Annotated in this window: 17 protein-coding genes; 12 read left to right on the top strand and 5 right to left on the bottom strand. The window is 56.3% G+C overall.

The window, feature by feature from the left end; all coding sequences use genetic code 11:
* Positions 1–8: 8 nt before the first annotated feature.
* The 8 genes from aroL to FD744_RS08275 all read left to right on the top strand — a co-directional run bounded on the left by aroL (position 9) and on the right by FD744_RS08275 (position 5,972).
* Positions 9–533, top strand: a complete 525-nt coding sequence (aroL, locus tag FD744_RS08310) for a shikimate kinase AroL (protein ID WP_034830512.1) — start codon at positions 9–11, stop codon at positions 531–533.
* A gap of 111 nt (positions 534–644) precedes the next feature.
* Positions 645–836: a YaiA family protein gene (locus FD744_RS08305; RefSeq protein ID WP_160867953.1), complete on the top strand. Its 192-nt coding sequence runs from the start codon at positions 645–647 to the stop codon at positions 834–836.
* A gap of 289 nt (positions 837–1,125) precedes the next feature.
* Positions 1,126–1,878 carry an IclR family transcriptional regulator gene (locus tag FD744_RS08300; protein ID WP_034830515.1) on the top strand — a complete coding sequence of 251 codons (753 nt, stop codon included), beginning with the start codon at positions 1,126–1,128 and terminating at the stop codon, positions 1,876–1,878.
* 170 nt (positions 1,879–2,048) lie between these two features.
* Positions 2,049–3,608, top strand: coding sequence for an OPT/YSL family transporter (locus FD744_RS08295; RefSeq protein ID WP_058961463.1), 1,560 nt, complete (start codon positions 2,049–2,051; stop codon positions 3,606–3,608).
* Between the two features lie 15 nt (positions 3,609–3,623).
* Positions 3,624–4,556, top strand: coding sequence for a DUF1177 domain-containing protein (locus FD744_RS08290; RefSeq protein ID WP_034830519.1), 933 nt, complete (start codon positions 3,624–3,626; stop codon positions 4,554–4,556).
* A 2-nt stretch (positions 4,557–4,558) separates the two neighbouring features.
* Entirely contained in the window at positions 4,559–5,236 is a 678-nt protein-coding gene (locus tag FD744_RS08285) for an AroM family protein (RefSeq protein WP_160834046.1), read from the top strand.
* A gap of 104 nt (positions 5,237–5,340) precedes the next feature.
* Complete coding sequence (gene ppnP, locus FD744_RS08280; protein ID WP_034830521.1) at positions 5,341–5,625, top strand: pyrimidine/purine nucleoside phosphorylase; 285 nt, start codon at positions 5,341–5,343, stop codon at positions 5,623–5,625.
* A gap of 155 nt (positions 5,626–5,780) precedes the next feature.
* Complete coding sequence (locus FD744_RS08275) at positions 5,781–5,972, top strand: hypothetical protein (protein ID WP_034830522.1); 192 nt, start codon at positions 5,781–5,783, stop codon at positions 5,970–5,972.
* 541 nt (positions 5,973–6,513) lie between these two features.
* Here FD744_RS08275 and rdgC read toward each other — a convergent pair.
* Entirely contained in the window at positions 6,514–7,425 is a 912-nt protein-coding gene (gene rdgC, locus FD744_RS08270) for a recombination-associated protein RdgC (protein ID WP_034830523.1), read from the bottom strand.
* A 145-nt stretch (positions 7,426–7,570) separates the two neighbouring features.
* Here rdgC and mak point away from each other — a divergent pair, with 145 nt between their 5' ends.
* On the top strand, positions 7,571–8,482 hold the full coding sequence (gene mak / locus FD744_RS08265) for a fructokinase (RefSeq protein ID WP_034830525.1): 912 nt from the start codon (positions 7,571–7,573) through the stop codon (positions 8,480–8,482).
* 66 nt (positions 8,483–8,548) lie between these two features.
* On the opposite strand, the gene eat is transcribed toward mak, so the two are convergent.
* Positions 8,549–9,913 carry an ethanolamine permease gene (gene eat / locus FD744_RS08260; protein WP_034830527.1) on the bottom strand — a complete coding sequence of 455 codons (1,365 nt, stop codon included), beginning with the start codon at positions 9,911–9,913 and terminating at the stop codon, positions 8,549–8,551.
* Positions 9,914–10,183: 270 nt separating this feature from the next.
* Between eat and FD744_RS08255 the strand changes: the two genes are divergently transcribed.
* Together FD744_RS08255 and FD744_RS08250 are read left to right on the top strand one after the other, a co-directional pair.
* Positions 10,184–11,188 (top strand): phosphotransferase enzyme family protein, encoded by a 1,005-nt coding sequence (locus FD744_RS08255; RefSeq protein ID WP_160867952.1) that lies wholly within the window; start codon positions 10,184–10,186, stop codon positions 11,186–11,188.
* 352 nt (positions 11,189–11,540) lie between these two features.
* Positions 11,541–12,602: an AraC family transcriptional regulator gene (locus FD744_RS08250; RefSeq protein WP_160867951.1), complete on the top strand. Its 1,062-nt coding sequence runs from the start codon at positions 11,541–11,543 to the stop codon at positions 12,600–12,602.
* Here FD744_RS08250 and FD744_RS08245 read toward each other — a convergent pair.
* From FD744_RS08245 to sbcD, 3 genes are all read right to left on the bottom strand, one after another.
* On the bottom strand, positions 12,562–12,981 hold the full coding sequence (locus FD744_RS08245; RefSeq protein WP_160867950.1) for a cell envelope integrity TolA C-terminal domain-containing protein: 420 nt from the start codon (positions 12,979–12,981) through the stop codon (positions 12,562–12,564). The two genes, FD744_RS08250 and FD744_RS08245, sit on opposite strands and share 41 nt — an antisense overlap.
* Positions 12,982–13,173: 192 nt before the next feature.
* On the bottom strand, positions 13,174–16,851 hold the full coding sequence (locus FD744_RS08240) for an AAA family ATPase (RefSeq protein ID WP_160867949.1): 3,678 nt from the start codon (positions 16,849–16,851) through the stop codon (positions 13,174–13,176).
* Positions 16,848–18,059 (bottom strand): exonuclease subunit SbcD, encoded by a 1,212-nt coding sequence (gene sbcD, locus FD744_RS08235; protein ID WP_160867948.1) that lies wholly within the window; start codon positions 18,057–18,059, stop codon positions 16,848–16,850. Before sbcD ends, FD744_RS08240 begins: the two co-directional genes overlap by 4 nt.
* Before the next feature lie 197 nt (positions 18,060–18,256).
* On the opposite strand from sbcD, the gene phoB reads away from it, so the two are divergent.
* Positions 18,257–18,946, top strand: coding sequence for a phosphate response regulator transcription factor PhoB (gene phoB, locus FD744_RS08230; protein WP_034830536.1), 690 nt, complete (start codon positions 18,257–18,259; stop codon positions 18,944–18,946).
* Positions 18,947–18,956: the final 10 nt, after the last annotated feature.

Here is an 18,956-nt window from a genome sequence, read left to right as displayed (position 1 = left end):
GAGCCCGGATGTCATTACCCATCTATCTGATCGGCGCACGCGGTTGCGGTAAAACTACTATCGGCCAGGCCCTTTCCCAGGCGCTTGGTTATGCCTTTAGCGATACCGATCATAACCTGCAGCTCACGACGCAACGCACCGTGGCGGAAATCGTCGCGGCTGAAGGCTGGGACAGCTTCCGTGCGCGCGAAACCGAGTCGCTGCGGGCGGTCACAGCGCCGGCAACGGTGATTGCCACCGGCGGCGGGATGGTGTTGGCTGAGGTGAATCGTCGCTTTATGCGCGAACATGGGCAGGTGATTTGGTTAAATGCCCCGTCAACGGTACTGGCCGATCGTCTTGAACGTCAGCCCGAAGCCGCACAGCGCCCGACGCTAACCGGTCGTCCGATTGCCGAGGAGATGAGCGATATTCTGCGCGAGCGCGCGCATCTTTACCGCCAGACCGCGCACCATGAAGTGAATGCCATGCAGGCGCCAGAGCAGGTTGTGGATCAAATTCTGCAATCCCTCTCGCTCGCCCGCGCCAGCTAACCCCTTCAGATTTATCCCTCTTTTTTCTCGCGATCCTCCATTGTCTATACTTTATTAGAGACAGGGGGATCGCCGCTGTCTGTGTGGAAACCAGACATAAGAGGGAAATCTATGCCAACCAAACCACCGTACCCGCGAGAAGCGCGCATCGTCACCGTCGAGAAAGGCGCGGCTGGCAACACCGTGACCTGGTATGAGTTACGTGCTGACCATCCAAAGCCCAATTCTTTAATCAGCGAACATAAAACGCAATCCGAAGCGCAGGATGCGAAAGAGCGTTACGAAGACGCAGACAAAGAGTAATAACCGATGGCAGGGATGCCAATTTACGATTAATCACTCCCCGTGGTTAATTAGAAATATCAACTCCCACGAAAAGGCTAATAAGCTTCGCCAAATCTATATCCCACTCTGAGACATCCCTCACAGACCTGATAACGTATTTTTATTCTTAGTTTGTGCCTTATTTTATGCTGCGCCAGATCGGCGCGTTTTTAACCGGTTCAAAATTTGCGCTTGACCCGTTCAGCAGAGCGAATTACTTTCACTGTATTGATATAGGAACTCAGTTCCACATAGTGAAACCTACGCCATGACCACACTCGAAAACGCCGCTGCCGTACTTAAGCTTTTCCAGCGCTTTGGCGTGACGCAGGGCCATCCGGGCCTGACCTTCACCGAGGTGGTTGACGCGTTAGGATTACCGAAAAGTACCGTTTCTCGCCTGCTGGCGACCATGGAAAGTGAAGGATTGCTTGAGCGTGATCCCGATAGTCGCTGTTTCCAGATTGGTCGTGTGTTGCTTTCAGTTGCGGGGCACTACTTATCTACGCCGTTGGTGGATAGTGCTTCTGCGCCGATGGCGCAGTTGGCGGCCAGCAGTGGTTGTATGGGGTACATCTCCGTGCTGGATGGGCAAGACGTTCTGGTGATGCGCATGTATCACGGCCGTTTTTTCACCCAACTCGTCACGCCGCCAGGTACGCGTGTTTCCCTTTCCGGTACCTCTACCGGGCGCGTGCTGCTGGCACAGTTGAGTGATGACGAAGTGCGTGCGCGTTTTGCCGATGACTGGCAAGCCGCATCCGCAAACTCGCCGCTGAACATTGATGCACTCTGTAAAGAATTAGCGGTGATTCGCCAGCAGGGCTGGGCACTGGCACGCAATGAGACGTTGCCAGGCATCAGCTCACTGGCGGTGGCGGTCACCAATAAGCATCGCGGCGAAAGTGCCGCACTGTGTCTCTCGTTTCTCTCGCAAGAAGCGGCCCCGGGTTATCCGGACGCGCTGCTCAGCGAACTGCGCGCAACGGCTGCATTGATGGCCGAGAAATACGGCGCATAACCTTATTTTCGATTTAAAGGCGTTTATTCGCGCCACACCAGGGAAATAGCAGGTCTTCGGACCTGCCTATTTCAAAAATCAGGGAACGATTTATTAAAAGCGTTGATGTCCCGCGTGTCGGGCATAAAACGTATTACGCGTTTTCTACAGGGTGAAAATACGGGGATAATATGCGTCAACATAATCCAATAAAAAGTATCGGCGTGGGCTTAATGCTGGTTCTGCTGTCTGTAGCAGGTGCCATCATCGGGGTTCAGCTGATTACCACCATTGGGGTGACACCCAATACCTCTATTATCGGTGCGCTGTTTGCCATGTTGCTGGCGCGCATTCCTCTGCAATGGTTCCGTCGTTATCGCTCCATCGAAGTACAGAACCTTGCGCAAACCGCCATCTCTTCTGCCACCTTTGGTGCGGCGAACAGTCTGCTGATGCCGATTGCCGTGCCGTGGGCGCTGGGTGAACCACAGCTGGTACTGCCGCTGTTTGTCGGTGTCAGTGCGGCGATGCTGCTGGATGCCTATCTGCTATACCGCCTGTTCGATACCCGCGTGTTCCCGGCCAGCAATGCGTGGCCACCGGGCGTGGCAGCCGCGGAAGCGATCAAAGCCGGCGATAAAGGCGGCCGTCAGGCGTGGTTGCTGGTGGTGGGTATTGTCGGCGGCATTGCCGGTTCGATGTTGAAAATCCCCATGTCAGCCTTCGGTACTGCTTTTATTGGCAATATCTGGGCGCTGAGCATGTTGGGTATTGGTTTTCTGTTGCGTGCTTATGCGCAACCGGTTGCTGGTATCGATATCAATGCGTTGTATATCCCACACGGCATGATGGTCGGCGCAGGATTGGTGGCGCTGATTCAGGTCGTGCAGGTGATTGTCAGCCGTCGCAACGATCAGCTGAATGTCAGCCGCAGCGACAGCGAAGTGAAGCGTTCTCTCGGCTTCGGCACCGTTGGCTACATCATCATCTCCACGCTGCTGGCACTGGCGGGCGGTTTGTGGAGCCAGATGGGCTTGCCGATGCTGGTGCTGTTTATCGTGTATGCCGCGTTTGCTGCCTTCGTGCATGAATTGATTGTCGGCATCGCCGCGATGCACTCGGGCTGGTTCCCGGCGTTTGCGGTGGCGCTGATTACGCTGATTCTCGGCATTCTGCTCGGCTTCCCGCCGCTGGCACTCTGCCTGCTGTGTGGCTTTACCGCCGCTACAGGACCGGCCTTTGCCGATATGGGCTACGACCTGAAAGCCGGCTTTATCCTGCGCGGTAACGGTGCCGATCTGCAGCAAGAGCTATGGGGCCGCCGTATCCAGCTGATCGCCGCGATGATCGCCTTTGTGATCTGTATTCCAGTGGTGTGGTACGCACACAACCTGTTCTTCGCCGAAAACCTGCTGCCACCAGTGGCACGCGTTTACGCCAAAACCATTCAGGCCGGTGCCGAGCCAGGCATTGCCGGAAGCTTGCTGATGTGGGCGATTCCGGGTGCGATTATTCAGTTTATCGGTGGGCCGAAGCGTCAGTTAGGCGTTTTGCTGGCGACCGGTTTGTTAATCAACAACGCCGCAGCAGGTTGGGCGGTGATGGTGGGGATCGCGCTGCGTATCCTGATCATTCGAGTGTGGGGCGAGCGTGGACGTTCACCGATGGAGGTGATGGCCGCAGGGTTTATTGCGGGCGACGCGCTGTACAGCTTCTTCCATTCTCTTTTTGCCAGTAGCACCAAGAAATAACCCAGGGAATTCAATATGAGTTTACAGCAGACACTGCAGGTTTTTGAGTTACTCGATAGCGCCTACGTGGATGGCCAGCAGGTGGTGGATCTTTTTGCCAGCTACCCAGGCGTGACCGCCAGCTTCAAGCGCGTCACCGGCCCGAAAGGGCGTACTGATTTCGTGCGCATTGATATTCCTGGTGCGCAGGGCAAGAGCAAAGGCGGCACTGCACCCACGCTGGGCATTGTTGGTCGTTTGGGCGGCATCGGTGCGCGTCCAACGCGTATCGGTATGGTGTCGGATGCAGATGGCGCAGTGGCGGCGGTGAGCAGTGCGCTGAAGCTGGCACAGATGCAGACCAAAGGCGATGTGCTGGCGGGTGACGTGATTATCACTACTCACATCTGCCCGGATGCGCCAACCCGTCCGCATGAGCCGGTGGATTTCATGGATTCGCCTTGCGATGACATCACCATGAATGACAACGAAGTGATCGACGGCGTGGACGCGATTCTCTCCATCGATACCACCAAAGGTAACCGCATCCTGAATCATAAAGGCTATGCGATCTCCCCAACGGTGAAAGAGGGTTACATCCTGCGCGTATCAGAAGATCTGCTGCGCATTATGGAGATGACCAGCGGTCTTCCTGCTGTGACCTTCCCGATCACTACCCAGGACATCACGCCTTATGGCAACGGAGTGTATCACCTTAACAGCATCCTGCAGCCGTCAACCGCCACCGATGTGCCGGTGGTTGGCGTGGCAATCTGCGCGGAATCGGTCGTGCCAGGTTGCGGCACCGGTGCCAGCCATGAAGTCGATATCGCGGCGACCGTGAAGTTTGCGGTGGAAGTGGCGAAAGAGTTTGGCCGTGAAACCTGTCAGTTCTATGACAAACAAGAGTACGCATTACTACACTCTTTGTATGGTAGTCTCAGTCACCTGCGTACGCGGAAAGCCTAATGATGAAACAGTCCCTGGTTACCTTAACGATTGGTCAATCCCCGCGTAGCGATATTCTGCCGCTGCTGCAGGATCACTTACCGGAAGAGCAAGTCGCTCACGCCGGATTACTCGACGGGCTGACACTCGCTGAGGTGGAGCAGTTCTTCTCGCCTGAAGCGGGTGAGAAAGTGCTGGTTTCGCGTATGACCACCGGCGAGCAGGTGCGCCTGTCGGGGCCAAAAGTTGAGCAGGGACTGCAACGCAAGATTACGGCGCTGGAACAGCAGGGCTACGATACGATTTTGCTGCTGTGCACCGGTGAATTTGGCACGCTGAAAACCGAAAAGGCGCTCTTGCTGGAGCCGGACCGCATTATCCCACCGTTGGTCAAGGCCATCGTGCAGGAACATAAAGTGGGGATTGTGGTGCCGGTAGAAGAGCAGATCGCGGAGCAGGCCAGCAAATGGCGGAATCTGAACAGCGCGCCATGCTTTGCCGTCGCCAGCCCTTATCTGGCACAGCAGAATGATTTGATCGAGGCGGGCCTGTCGCTGCAAGAGCAGGGGGCGGATGTGGTGGTGCTCGACTGTATTGGCTATCACCAGAAGCACCGGGATTTCCTGCAGAAAATGCTGGGCATTCCGGTACTGTTATCCAACGTGCTGGTGGCGAAGTTAGCGGCAGAGTTGATCGTCTGACTGAGGCCGATCACAAGTCGCGATCTGTATTGCTTTTTCGCGTGACAGATCAGCGAGTTCCCTTGTAATCTGCCAGACACCATATTGTGCTGTGAGGAAGTAACATGCTCAACGTAAGTGAGTATTTCGACGGAAAAGTGAAATCCATTGGTTTCGACAGTGTAACCATTGGCCGTGCCAGCGTTGGCGTGATGGCGGAAGGTGAATACACCTTCGGTACAGGACAGCCGGAAGAGATGACGGTCGTGAGCGGCGCACTGAAAGTGCTGCTGCCAGGTGAAACCGAGTGGAAATGGTACGAAGCCGGTTCGGTTTTCAACGTGCCAGGTCACAGCGAATTCCATTTGCAGGTGGCTGAGCCAACGTCTTATCTGTGCCGCTATCTGTAAACGCTGACTTTCAGCATGAGTCATCATTAAACCGGGAATGCTTTTAGCATTCCCGGTTTCTTTTTGGCTTCAGCGTAGCCAGGAATCAAACTAAGGTGTGTCTATGTTGAGCCTGGTAAAGCTATTTTCACGAAAATAGAAAAGGATGTGTTCTCATGGCAGAGATTATATTCAATAAAGCCGCGCTTGAACGTTTGGATAGTCCTGAACAGCCTGAAGATGAACGCCAGAAGAACGCATTGTTTGAATTGGCAATGATCGCAAAACATGAAATCGCAAACGATCAGGGAATGACATTGAGGGAAGCTCTGGCGAAATTACGTATTGCCAGAACGAGACATCGTTAAACTGCCGTGTTTTCTTTTGTGCGGAAGTGCGGGCCAGTGCACCTCTGCTGCTGCCGGGCTGTCCTCACGCCGCTTCGCGGTGCCTTCGGCTGCAACGTCGTGCCGGGCGGATCGTTCGGGTATGGCCATCCATGGCCGACCCGAACTGCCTGGCGCATCCATGCGCCAGGCTCCTGGCACAACGTTTTCGCCTCAGCGCTGCGGATAGCCCTTGCAGCAGCAGAGGTGCTCAGGCCTTCACTATAGTGCCCATTTCAACAACTCGCACTGAAGCTTCAGAGCAGGCTGGTGTTGTTCAAGGGCTGGCAATCCGCAGCGCTGAACGTAATGAGGATGCCAGGAGAGCACGCATGGATGCGGGCGAAAGGCGGGGCGGCACACGATGTGCCATCCCCGCCGGTCCGTCAGGCAGATGAATGAAGTGAAGGAACCGCGTTAGCGGCGCGAGGACCGCCAACCCCTGAACGGCACCAGACTACGTTATCAACCGTCGCTTAACGGACAAGCACTACGCTACAGCGGGGTTAGATCAATAAAAGCTTCAGCGCTTGGCTTCGCCGCCTAACGCTTCCACCAGATTACTGATCAACGCGGCCAGTTCGCCGGTCATCAGGGTGAAATCGGCATCAAAACGCTGGGCAAAATCATCGCGGTCGATGTCGTCATTCTGCTCACGCAACGTGTCGCTGAACTTAAGACGCTTGATCGAGGCATCGTCGGCAATCACCAGCTGAATACGCTCCTGCCAGTCCAGAGCCAGTTTGGTCACTACTTTGCCAGCTTCGATGTGGGTGGCGATCTCATCGGAGATCAGATCCTGTTTCTTACACCGGATCACGCCGCCGTCTTCCAGAATCGCTTTCAGTTCCGCTTCATCCATCAGCGCGAAACCAGCAGGCAATTCGCCAGAACGCACCCATTCGGTCAGCGTCAGCTCAATCGGGGTTTCCAGCGTTAGCGGCACCACCGGCAGTGAACCGATGCTCTTACGCAACAGCGCTAAAGTGTCTTCTGCTTTTTTGGCGCTGGCGCAATCGACGATGATCAGGTTGTTCACGGTATCGATCCACATGAACGTCTGGCTGAAACGGCTAAACGCGCGTGGCAGCAGGCTATGCAGCACTTCATCTTTCAGCGAGTCTTTTTCGGTCTTCTTCAGCTTGCGGCTCTGTTCCGCTTCCAGCTTATCGATCTTCGCTTCCAGCGCCTGCTTCACCACCGGCGAAGGCAGGATCTTTTGCTCGGTGCGGGCGCAAATCACGATCTGGCCGTTGATTTCATGCGTCAGCGCTTCGCCGCGGTTGCCCATCGGTGAAACCCAGCCGGTTTTCGCCATATCCTGGCTGCCGCACGGCGAAAACGTGAAGGCGTCGAGCTGTTTTTCCAGATCGTCTGCGGACAGCGGGATGTCACGATTCAGACGATAAACCATCATATTTTTAAACCACAACATCGGGATTCCTTACCGTGGGTGCGATCGGGCGCACAAGTCTCAAAGTCAGCGCGCATGATAGCGAAACATCGGATTGGTTTCATTGCCTTTCCCGATTCAGCCTTCTACTGTATCTGTCACCTGAACGAATAATGAGGAATAAATCGTGCGTATTGGGATTGATTTAGGCGGTACCAAGATTGAAGTGATTGCGCTCTCCGATCAGGGGCAAGAGCTGTTCCGTCACCGCGTCAATACCCCGCGCGATGACTATGCTGCCACGGTGCAGGCGATTGTTGATTTAGTGCTGCTGGCAGAAGAGAAAACCGGAGAAAAAGGGTCGGTCGGCATTGGCATTCCCGGCACCATTTCGCCGTACACCCAGCGGGTAAAAAACGCCAACTCCACCTGGCTGAACGGACAGCCGCTGGACAAGGATTTGGCGCAGGCGCTGAATCGTGACGTGCGCATCGCTAATGACGCGAATTGTTTAGCGGTTTCCGAAGCGGTGGATGGTGCAGGCGCGGGTCAGCCGTTGGTGTTCGCGGTGATCATCGGCACTGGCTCGGGCGCGGGCGTGGCGATCGGCGGTGAATCGCGTATTGGCGGCAATGGTAATGCGGGCGAGTGGGGCCACAATCCTTTGCCGTGGATGGATGAAGATGAACTGCGCCATCGCGAAGAAGTGCCTTGCTATTGCGGTTTGCAGGGCTGTATTGAAACCTTTGTATCGGGCACCGGCTTTGCCATCGATTATCAGCGTTTGAGCGGTAAAGCATTGAAGGGCGCAGAGATCATCAAACTAATTGAGCAGCAGGATCCGGTAGCAGAGCTGGCGATGAGCCGTTACGAAATGCGCTTAGCTAAGTCGCTGGCGCAAGTGGTGAATTTGCTCGATCCGGATGTGATCGTGCTGGGCGGCGGGATGAGTAATAACGATCGCCTCTATCAGACCGTGCCTGCGCTGATGAAGCAGTGGGTGTTTGGTCGCGAGTGTGAAACGCCGGTATTGAAAGCGGTGCACGGCGATTCCAGTGGCGTGCGCGGCGCAGCATGGTTGTGGCCGCTGAAATCCTAGAAAAAAGGTCGCCTCAATAGCGACCTTTGGACGGGGGCGCTAGTTTGCGCCCCTCTGGTCCCGCGATTACTCACCCATCAACATCGCATCCTGCGGCGCATTCTGACGCTGAGTTTTGGTCGCGAGGAAGTAAATATATCCCACCACCATAATCCCCACGAACAGGCCGCCAATCACCGGGTTGAACCACAGCATGGCAATCAAACACACCAGTGACAGCACCAGCGCGATACCGGGAATAATCGGATAACCCGGTGCGCGGAAGCTGCGTTCCATGTCGGGTGCGGTGCGGCGCAATTTGAACAGGCTCAGCATACTCATCAGGTACATCACGATGGCACCAAACACCGCCATGGTGATCATCGCTGCTGTCAGTGTCATGCCCTGCAGGTTGATCAGACCATCACTGTAGATTGCCGCGATACCGATTACGCCACCGGCAATAATGGCGCGATGCGGCGTCTGGAAGCGTGACAGTTTCGCCAGACCCTGCGGCAGATAACCGGCGCGCGCCAGGGCAAAGAACTGACGTGAATAGCCGAGGATAATGCCGTGGAAGCTGGCGACCAGTCCGAACAAGCCAATCCACACCAGCATGTGCATCCAGTTTGAATGCTCGCCGACGATCATCTTCATCGCCTGCGGCAACGGATCGTTGATGTCAGACAGTTTACGCCAGTCGCCTGCGCCGCCCGCCAGCAGCATCACGCCAATCGCCAGTACCACCAGCGTCAGAATACCGGTGATGTAAGCTTTGGGAATGGTGCGCTTCGGATCTTTGGCCTCTTCGGCGGCCATGGCGGCGCCTTCAATGGCGAGGAAGAACCAGATGGCAAAAGGAATAGCCGCGAAGATGCCGGAAAGGGCTGGCATACCGAAATGATCGCTTCCCGCCCAACCGTTAGCGGCAAAATTGGCGATACTGAAGCCCGGCGACACTACGCCCATAAACACCAGCAGTTCCAGCACCGCCAGCACCGTCACCACCAGTTCAAACATCGCCGCCAGCTTCACGCCGAGGATATTGAGGGTCATGAAAACCAGATAAGCGCCGACCGCAGCGGTTTTCGGGTTGAGATCCGGGTACTGCACGTTGAGATAAGCACCAATCGCCATGGCAATCGCCGGTGGGGCGAACACAAACTCAATCAACGTCGCCAGACCGGCAATCAAACCACCGGTTTCACCAAAGGCGCGGCGACTGTAAGCAAACGGGCCACCGGCGTGTGGAATGGCGGTGGTCAGCTCGGTAAAGCTAAAAATGAAGCAGGTGTACATGGTGGCGATCAGTGCGGTAGTGATCAGGAACCCCAACGTGCCCGCCACACCCCAGCCATAACTCCAGCCAAAATACTCCCCGGAAATTACCAGTCCAACCGCGATACCCCACAAATGCAGAGTGCCCAGCGTGGGTTTGAGCTTACTCGTCATAATCGTCTCCCCGTCGTGATTGTTGTGCGGCGGCTGCACCGCGCTGTTTTGTTCTATGCACTACAGTGAAGTGATAATGCCGCCGCCCGCTGCGGGAAAACTTGACGCGGGCGCAGTGAGTTTTGTCCTCCACGGTCAACTCTGAGGCAAGAAAAGTGCCAGATGTACGCTGCGGTCAACTTTGGGTTATCTGCGGTCAAGCAGTCAGAACGCCGTCATCCCATGCTGATAACACTTGCTTCCTTTAAGATTGATGCTGGAGACAGATGAATGAGCGCCAAACAATCCGATACCCTTACTGATGCGGAAACCACCGTACTGGCACAGCAGGCGCTGGCCTGTTATCCCGCGCCCTTGCAGGGCGAGCTGAAGCTACTTTGTCGCTCGGAGAACGCCACCTTCCTGTTGCTGGCGGGCGGTAAGCGTTATGCGTTGCGCCTGCATCGACCTGACTATCACAGCAAAGCGGATATCCAGAGTGAGCTGCTGTGGCTCGACGCGCTGCGTGAGATTGGCATTATGGTGCCGCAGGCGATCCCGGCCAGTGATGGCGAAACGGTGCTGACAATAGCCATGCCCGATGGAGGCATGCGACATGCGGTGCTGTTCCACTGGATCGAGGGCGAGATGCCCACCACCGATGTCGATCCCAAAGCCTTCCAGCAGCTCGGGCACATCACTGCGCGCCTGCATCAGCACAGTCGCAGCTGGCAAAAACCGGCTGGCTTCCAGCGTATCATTTGGGATCATCACACCATGGTCAGCGATCACAGCCACTGGGGCCGCTGGCAGGATGCGCCCAATCTCAATCCTGCCGATCATGGCATTGTCGCTGAAGCGGTAGCGCGGGTCGGGCAAGAGTTGCAGGGCTTTGGTAAAGGACAGGATCGTTATGGCTTGATCCACGCTGATCTGCGCCTCACCAATTTGCTGCTGCACAAAGGTGAAACCCGGGTGATCGATTTTGATGACTGCGGCATGGGCTGGTATCTGCACGATCTGGCGGCGGCGATCAGTTTTGTTGAGCATCATCCGCGTGCCGCCGAATGGGTGGATAACTGGATCCAGGGCTACGAGCGTGTGGCGCACATCAGTGATGAGGAGATGGCGCTGGTGCCGACGCTGTTGATTCAACGTCGTATCCAGATGACCGCATGGATGGGCACCCATGCAGACACCGAGATGGCGCTGAGCCTGGGGCCGCGTTGGGCCGATCACTCGGTGCGTCTATGCCGTCGCTATCTGGAAACCAATCAGCTGCCGGTTGGTGTTTGAGTTGCACCAGTAGCGGGCAGCAGTGCGTCGTAGCGGCGCAATCCATTGCGATCTCTAGGGGTGACTTTCACGCCGTTGCGCCATAAATCGCTCCTTGATGTTGTGTGCTGAGCGTGAGCGGGGCGCAACGGAATGCCTCCGTATCCTTGAGCTGCGCTTAGCCAGATGCGCATCACTGCACAGGCTTCGGCATGACACCGGACCTTTAGCAAGGTGCGCATCAACGCGCACGCTGATAAAGGGTACTGAATCTAGTCGGGTCATCATTGATGGCGGCCTCTTCAAGCGTCATGGTACGAATCTTGCTGGATCCCACCATTAGTTTCTCTCGCGCGATCCCTGTGAGGTTCCGATGCAATCACTGATGACTCCCTCTGAAGCGTACAATTCGCTCTCAGCTCAGGCCTGCAACCGAGGTGTGCTGGCGGCAGCAGCCACCGGCTTAAGCACCTTTATCACCGACAAAGGCGGCGATGTTGATCGTATTTTTGGTATCAGCGGCATTGATTCCGAACTGCTGGCCAGCCCAACGCTCAGCCTTGGTCTGGTCAACTATTGCCGCGTGATGGAAGAAGCGGCGCGCCACTCTGGTTTTGATAACTTCGGTTTGCATTACGGCAAGCAGTTCAAACCGCAGTCATTAGGGCTGATTGGCTACATCGGCTTATGTTCACCGACGCTGGAGCAGGCGCTGCACAACGTGGTGAATGCTTTCCCCTGGCATCAGCACGATACGCTGACGCGCCTGGTCGACAAAGGCGACTGCTGGCGGCTGGATTATCAGGTAAGGCACGGGGCGATCCTCTCACGTCGGCAGGATGCGGAATTGACGCTCGGCATGTTCCTCAATCTGATCCGTCACGTGGCCGGCAAAAACTGGGCGCCGCGCGAGGTGCATTTTGAGCATCCCCGACCGGAGCAGTGGCACGAGCACTGCAAAGTGTTTGATGCGCCGGTATGGTTCGATCAACCGTTCAACTCACTGCTGATCCCCAAACGCGATCTGCTGCGCACCATGCCAGAGCAGGATCCGATGTTGTTAATGGTGATGCAGGATGCCATCCGCCGTCTGAACAGCAGCGCTTCACTGCAAAGTGTGGTGGAGCAGGCGCGTTCACAGGTCAACTTATCGTTGATGCAGGGCGAACCGGTGCTGGAAGAGATCGCGGATAAAATGGGGCTGTCGAGCTGGTCGTTGCAACGGCGACTGCGCGAAGAGGGCATCAGCTTCACCGCGCTGGTGGATAAAGTGCGTTGCGAAATGGCCACGCATTATCTGCAACAGAAGCAGCTACCCATCTCGGAGATGGCGCTGCTGCTGGGCTATTCCGAAGTCAGTGCGTTTTCACGCGCTTTCCGGCGCTGGTTTGGCATCAGCCCGCGCCAGTGGCGACAGGATGGGCTGGCGAGTTAGCCTGATGCGGTGCAAAGCCGAACCACGCGGGCTGGGTACGATCCGGCGGCGGCGGTAATCCTTTCGACTGACCAATTAACTGCCAGGCGCGCAGACACAGGGTTTCATCACCTTGCGTCTGCGTGACTGCATAGCGCCCGCTGTTTTGCCACTCCAGCCGCACCATGCATTGCTGTCCTGCGTAATGTACCGCGTCGGTGAATTTCCGGTTGAGCTGTCGCTGCATCTCATCAGCCCATTTGCAGGATGCGCTGCCCGGTTCGCTCTGTGGCTGGCACAGGTTGGTCATACTTTCCATGGGATGCGATGGGGCATGCTGGCAGGCGCTGAGTAGGGTACTCAACAACAATGTGCCAGCAACACGGTGAAATACGTTCATCTATTTGCCCGGATTTGCAAAACATGGTGGCCAGTTTACCGAGCAGTAAGGGGATTGCTATGGCATTTCTCTGACTCTGATTAGATCCAGAATTTTTCGCTCAATGGCTCGCACGACGCACAGCTGAATGTCAGGTGCGGCCAGACAGCCGCACCCTGTGAAAGGAGGCTCATTTGATGGCGGGACGGACGTTTATTCCCCCGGCAACTCCAGCTTGCTATAGCCCAGTCCATTCATCTTCCGCACCCTGATCTGCACCGGAATCCGCTCTTTCATCGCTTCAACGTGGCTGATCACGCCGATAGTTTTACCGCTGGCGTTCAATGCGTCGAGGGCATCCAGCGCGGTATCGAGTGTTTCGGCGTCCAGCGTGCCGAAGCCTTCATCAAGGAACAGCGATTCAATGCGCGTTTTGTGGCTGACCAAATCAGACAGCGCCAGCGCCAGTGCCAGACTCACCAGGAAGCTTTCGCCGCCGGACAGCGTGCGGGTATCGCGCTTGGCATCGGCCTGCCAGGTATCGACCACTTCCAGCTCCAGCTCATCGGTGACACGGCGTTGCAACAGGTAGCGTCCGTGTAAGCGATCCAGCTGACGGTTCGCCAGCCATACCAGATGATCGAGCGTTAATCCCTGGGCGAAGCGGCGGAATTTATCGCCTTTGGCTGAACCGATTAAATCATTCAGGCGACCCAGTTGCGTCAGCTCCACCTCGTCATTGGCAATCTGCGTCAGTAATGATTGCTGCTGCTGACGCTGTTGGGCATCACTGTGCAACTGCTGCTGCGCTTCACCCTGCTGACGGGCATTGTCGCGCAGGGCCAGACGCAGGGATTCCAACTGTTCAGTGATACCCGCCGCCACTTCGTCACTTAGCGTGGCAGGGCGCTGTTGCTGATGGGCAGTGACGCGCTGCGCCAGCTGTTGGTGCAGGGTAATCTGCTGCTGACGCTGTTGCTCCAGGGCTTGCAGATGCTGGCGCAGATGCTGAATGTCCTGTTCGTCCAGCAACGCGCTGCGCAATGCCTGCTCGTCGGCGAAGTCGCTCTGCTGGAGTGCGCTGTTAAACGCCGTTTCTGCCGCCTGCATACGCAGATGCATGGCCTGAATTTGGCTATCAATTTGCTCACACTGACCATTCAGGCTGTGCAGCTGACTTTGTGCCTGCTGCCACAGTTGTAACTGCTGCGCCAGCGCCTGTTCGCACTGTTGCAGCAAGGCCTGCTGCTGCTGACGCGCAACGCTCACCTGGCGATCGCCAAACAGTTGCTGACGCTGCTGCTGCTGTTCTGCGTGCTGCTGTTGCAGGCTGCTGAGCGCGTGCTGCAATGTCTCCAGCTGCTGCTGCTCGCGCGTCAGGTTGCTTTGCAGGTTGTTCTGCTCGCTGTCGGCTTTAGCCAGTTGCGGCTGTAACTCGGCCAGCAAGCGCTCACTCTGTTGCCAGGCTTGCCAGCGCTGCTGCAACGTAGCCAGCCAACTGGCACGGGCATCGCGTTCGGGCAGCGCAAACTGATGTGCCGTAAGCTGCTGTTCCAGCTGCTGCGCTAACTGCTGCCAGGCGCTATGTTCCTGAGTTTCCCGCTGATTAAGTTCATCCAGCGTTTGCTGCAGGTTGTTCAGTTGCTGTTGTGCCAGCAGTTGGGCGCTATGCTGCTGCTGCCACTGCTGTTGCTGTAAAAGATGCGCGTCTTTGGCCTGTTGTAACGCTCGCGCCGCATTTTCGCGCTGCTGTAGTTGCTGCTGCTGCGTGGCTTCCTGCGCATCCTGCTGCTGTTGCCACGCCGTAAAGACTTCCTGCTGATCTAACGTGCAGGTAAGTGCCAGCTCACTGCTGAAAGCTTGCCACTGCTCGCGCGCCACCGCGAGTTGCTGTTCGAATTCGGCGATCTCCTGTTGCAGCACCTGCTGCTGTTGCAGCGAGAGCTTGTGCTGTTCACTTTTCGCCGTGCCTGATTCTTTGAGCTTGTTAACCCGCGCTTCCTGTGCCGCCAGCCGCTGCTGGTTTTCACCCGGTTGTAATTGCTGATACTGCGCAATAGCCGGATGCTGGCACGAACCGCACATCGGGCAGGGCTGATCGGGCTGCAGCCGGGCGCGTTCATCAGCCAACTGTGCAATGGTGCGCTCCAGCTCGCAGATTTTGCGCAGATCGAGCAGCGTCTGGTTCTCACGTTTGTAATCGTCGCGCAGTGCCTGCAAAGCGCGTTCGTCTTGCTGATGCTGTTGCTGTAACAGCGTGAGTTTTTGTTGCCGCTGCTGCAACTGCGGCTGCAGCGACTGCCAGCGTGCCGCCAGTAAGCTGAGCTGGTGGCGTGCCGCGCGCTGCTGTTGATGCTGTGTCAGCGCGTCACGCAGTGAGGTGCTGCTGATTTCAGTCTCAAGTGAAGTGAGTACCTGCTCCGCTTGCTGACGTTGCTGGCTGGCCTGCGTCTCAGCCTGCTGCAGAGGTTGTAACCTGCGATCACCTTCGGCAATCGCCAGCTGCTGCTGGGTCAGCTGCGCGTTTTGCTGCTGCTGTTGCGCACGAAGTTGTGTCAGCGCCTGCTCGCGTTCATCGAAACGAGCGATATCAGCTTGCCAGCGCGTCAGTTCTGGCCCCCAGTCTGCTACCGCCGCTTCACGGCTGCGAAATGTCTGCTGTTCTGAAAGCTGCTGTTGTAAGCGTTCTCGGGTTTGCTGATGCTGACTGAGCGCGTTCTGGCTTTGCTGCACTGTCTGTGACTGTTGTGCATGCAGGCGCTGCTGCTCCGCCAACTGCTGTGCGAGGCTGGCGAGCTGTTGGTCGAGCGGAATCACCTGTTCGGTAAGCAAGGTTTCCAGCTGCTGCTGATCGGCGAGTGCCTGCTCACGCGCCTGTTGTGCCGCCTGATAACTTTTTTCACCCTGCTGCAGCGCGGTTTGTGCATTTTGCTGCTGCGTGTGGAGCTGCTGCGCCTGCTGGGTTGCGAGCTGGTAATCTTGTTGCAACTGCTCACGCTGCTGAAGTTTTTCTCGCAGCTTTTCAGCCGGTTCCGCGCGTGCCAGGCGTTGGCGATCACTCTCCGCCTGCTGCCATGCCTGTTCGGCATCCTGGTTCGCCTGTTCGATTTGCTGCTGCTCCTGCGCCAGCTGTTGCGAGTGCGTCAGCCACTGTTGTTGCTGTTGCGCTTGCTCAAGCTGCTCGCTCAGCGTTTTTTCCTGCGCCGTTAAGGCTTCAACCTGCTGCATCAGCTCTGTGCGACGCGTCTCATCCAGCAGCATCATGCCGCCAGCGCGGGCGCGCAGTGTCTCCAGATCGCTGCGTGCGGTGCGCCAGCGCTCGTAAATCTGCATCGAGATTTGGCCGTAAATTTCGGTGCCGGTGAGTTCTTCCAGCAGTTCGGCGCGTTCGCCCGGCTTGGCGTTGAGGAAGGCAGCGAACTGGCCTTGCGACAGCATCATTGAACGGGTGAAACGGTCAAAATCGAGGCCAGAAAGGGTTTCGATGAGCTTGAGTTTGTCACCCACCTTATCGGCCACAATCTGGTTATCCGCCACGCGCGCCAGCTCGACACGCGGTGCCTGCAATTTGCCATCCGCCTGGCCGCGTGCGCGGTTCTGGCTCCAGAAGGCGCGCCAGGCTTCGCCTTTAATCTCAAATTCTACTTCAGCCAGACATTCGGCGGTGTCGCGGGTGATCAGTTCGTTTTGTGTCTGCGACAGCACGCCAAGGCGCGGCGTCTGGTGATAGAGCGCCAGGCAGATAGCATCCAGCAGTGTGGTTTTCCCCGCGCCGGTCGCGCCGGTTATGGCAAATAAGCCGTTGCTGGCAAAAGGTTCACGGCGGAAATCGATAAACCATTCACCGCGCAGCGCATTGAGGTTTTTAAAGCGTAACGTCAGGATTTTCATGCGGACGGGTTCTCCAGCGCGGCGAGGGTGGTGCGGAACAGTTGGGTGAGTTGCTCGGCTTGTTCGGCATCTAACTGATCTTCCTGCGCCAGACGGCGGGCGAACACTTCTTCGACTTTCAATTCGCTTAGCGTTTCATTATCCATGCGTGCCAGGCTGCGCTGACGCTGTTCGCGGCTGCGGCGCACCAGCAGCACGTCCACCGGCAGGGCTTCGGTCAGTTGCTCAACGCGGCGCTGCAAATCGCTGAGATATTCTTGCGTGGTGATTTCAATATCAAGCCAGACGGGCTGCTCGCGATCTCCCTCGCTAAATTCGCTCAGCTGTTGTTCGATCTCCGCCATTGAGCCTTTCAACATCTGCATTGGCTGGAACTGCGGGATCGGGAGGGGAGTGACGCTTTCCAGCTGAGCGCTGAACTCCAGCAGGAACACGCTTTTCTCGCGACCTAATTCATCAAAGCTGAGCGGAATCGGTGAACCGCTGTAGCGAATATGATCGCTATCGGCAATGCGCTGGGCACGGTGAATATGGCCAAGGGCAATGTAATCCGCGGCGGGAAACGCCTGCGCCGGGAAGGCATCCAGCGTGCCGATATAGATATCGCGCACCGAGTCGCTTTTGGTCACGCCAACAGTGGTGAGATGACCGGTGGCAATGATGGGAAGTGCACGATCTGCCCGCTCGGCCAGCGCTGCGGCATAACACTGCTGATAATGCTGCTCAATCGCTTCCAGCAGTGAGATCTGCTTCTCGCGCCCGGATTGTCCCGCCTGGCTGCGCAAAATATCGCGCGGACGTAAATAGGGAATCGCGCACAGTAACGCACCCGGCGTGCCATCGCGTTGGTGTAGCGTCAGCACCTGCTGCTCGCCTTGTGGCGTGGCGCTGGTGATCACTCGCGTATTTAAACAGGCGAGTAACTCGCGTGATTCATTCAGGGTCGCGACGGAATCATGGTTGCCCGCCAGCACAATCAGCTGACAGTGCGTCGGCTGTAGCGCCACCACGAAGCGGTTAAACATTTCACGCGCATAGCTCGGTGGCGAACCGGTATCAAACAGGTCTCCCGCGATGATTAAGGCATCCACCTGATGCTGGGTAATCTGTGCCAGCAGCCAGTCCAGGAAGGCCTGATGCTCGGCCGCCCGGCTTTTGCTGTAAAAGAACTGACCGAGATGCCAATCCGCGGTGTGAATGATGCGCATGAATACTCCCTGCTTCGTTAAGCGAAGGCGAATTATAACCTCTTCAGATCGCAAAGAAAAAAAAGCGATAATCGTTGTCACATTTCTGTTTTTTAACTATTTATCATAGGTCGGGTTTTTCATAAAAGTGTCATAAAACTGACGCATAATGGCGCCGCAAATCCCAGTGACCTATTGTCACAAAAGCAGGAGTTATAATGGCTAAGCGCATTTTGGTTGTGGAAGACGAAGCTCCCATCCGTGAAATGTTATGTTTCGTGCTGGAACAGAATGATTACCAGCCTATTGAGGCAGAAGACTATGACAGCGCGATTGGTAAGCTGATCGAACCCTGGCCTGATTTAATTCTGCTGGATTGGATGTTGCCTGGCGGCAGCGGTATTCAGTTTATTAAACATTTGAAACGTGAAGCCATGACGCGCGACATCCCGGTGATGATGCTGACGGCACGCGGTGAAGAAGAGGATCGCGTACGCGGTCTGGAAGTCGGCGCCGATGACTACATCACTAAGCCTTTCTCACCGAAAGAGCTGATGGCACGTATCAAAGCGGTGATGCGCCGTATTTCACCAATGGCGGTGGAAGAGGTGATTGAGATGCAGGGCCTGAGCCTGGATCCTTCCTCACATCGCGTGATGTCGGAAAGTACCCCGCTGGAAATGGGACCCACCGAATATAAATTACTGCACTTCTTTATGACGCACCCGGAGCGTGTTTACAGCCGCGAACAGCTGCTGAACCATGTATGGGGCACCAACGTCTACGTGGAAGATCGTACCGTTGATGTGCATATCCGTCGTTTACGTAAAGCACTGGAAGTATCTGGCCACGATCGCATGGTTCAAACCGTACGCGGAACAGGGTATCGTTTCTCTGCCCGCTACTAAACGGAGTCTT

It is taken from the genome of Pantoea sp. Taur, from assembly GCF_009830025.1.
Taxonomy (GTDB): Bacteria; Pseudomonadota; Gammaproteobacteria; order Enterobacterales; family Enterobacteriaceae; genus Pantoea; species Pantoea communis.
Note: the sequence above shows the minus strand (reverse complement) of the source record. Positions and strands in the feature narration are given on the sequence as shown.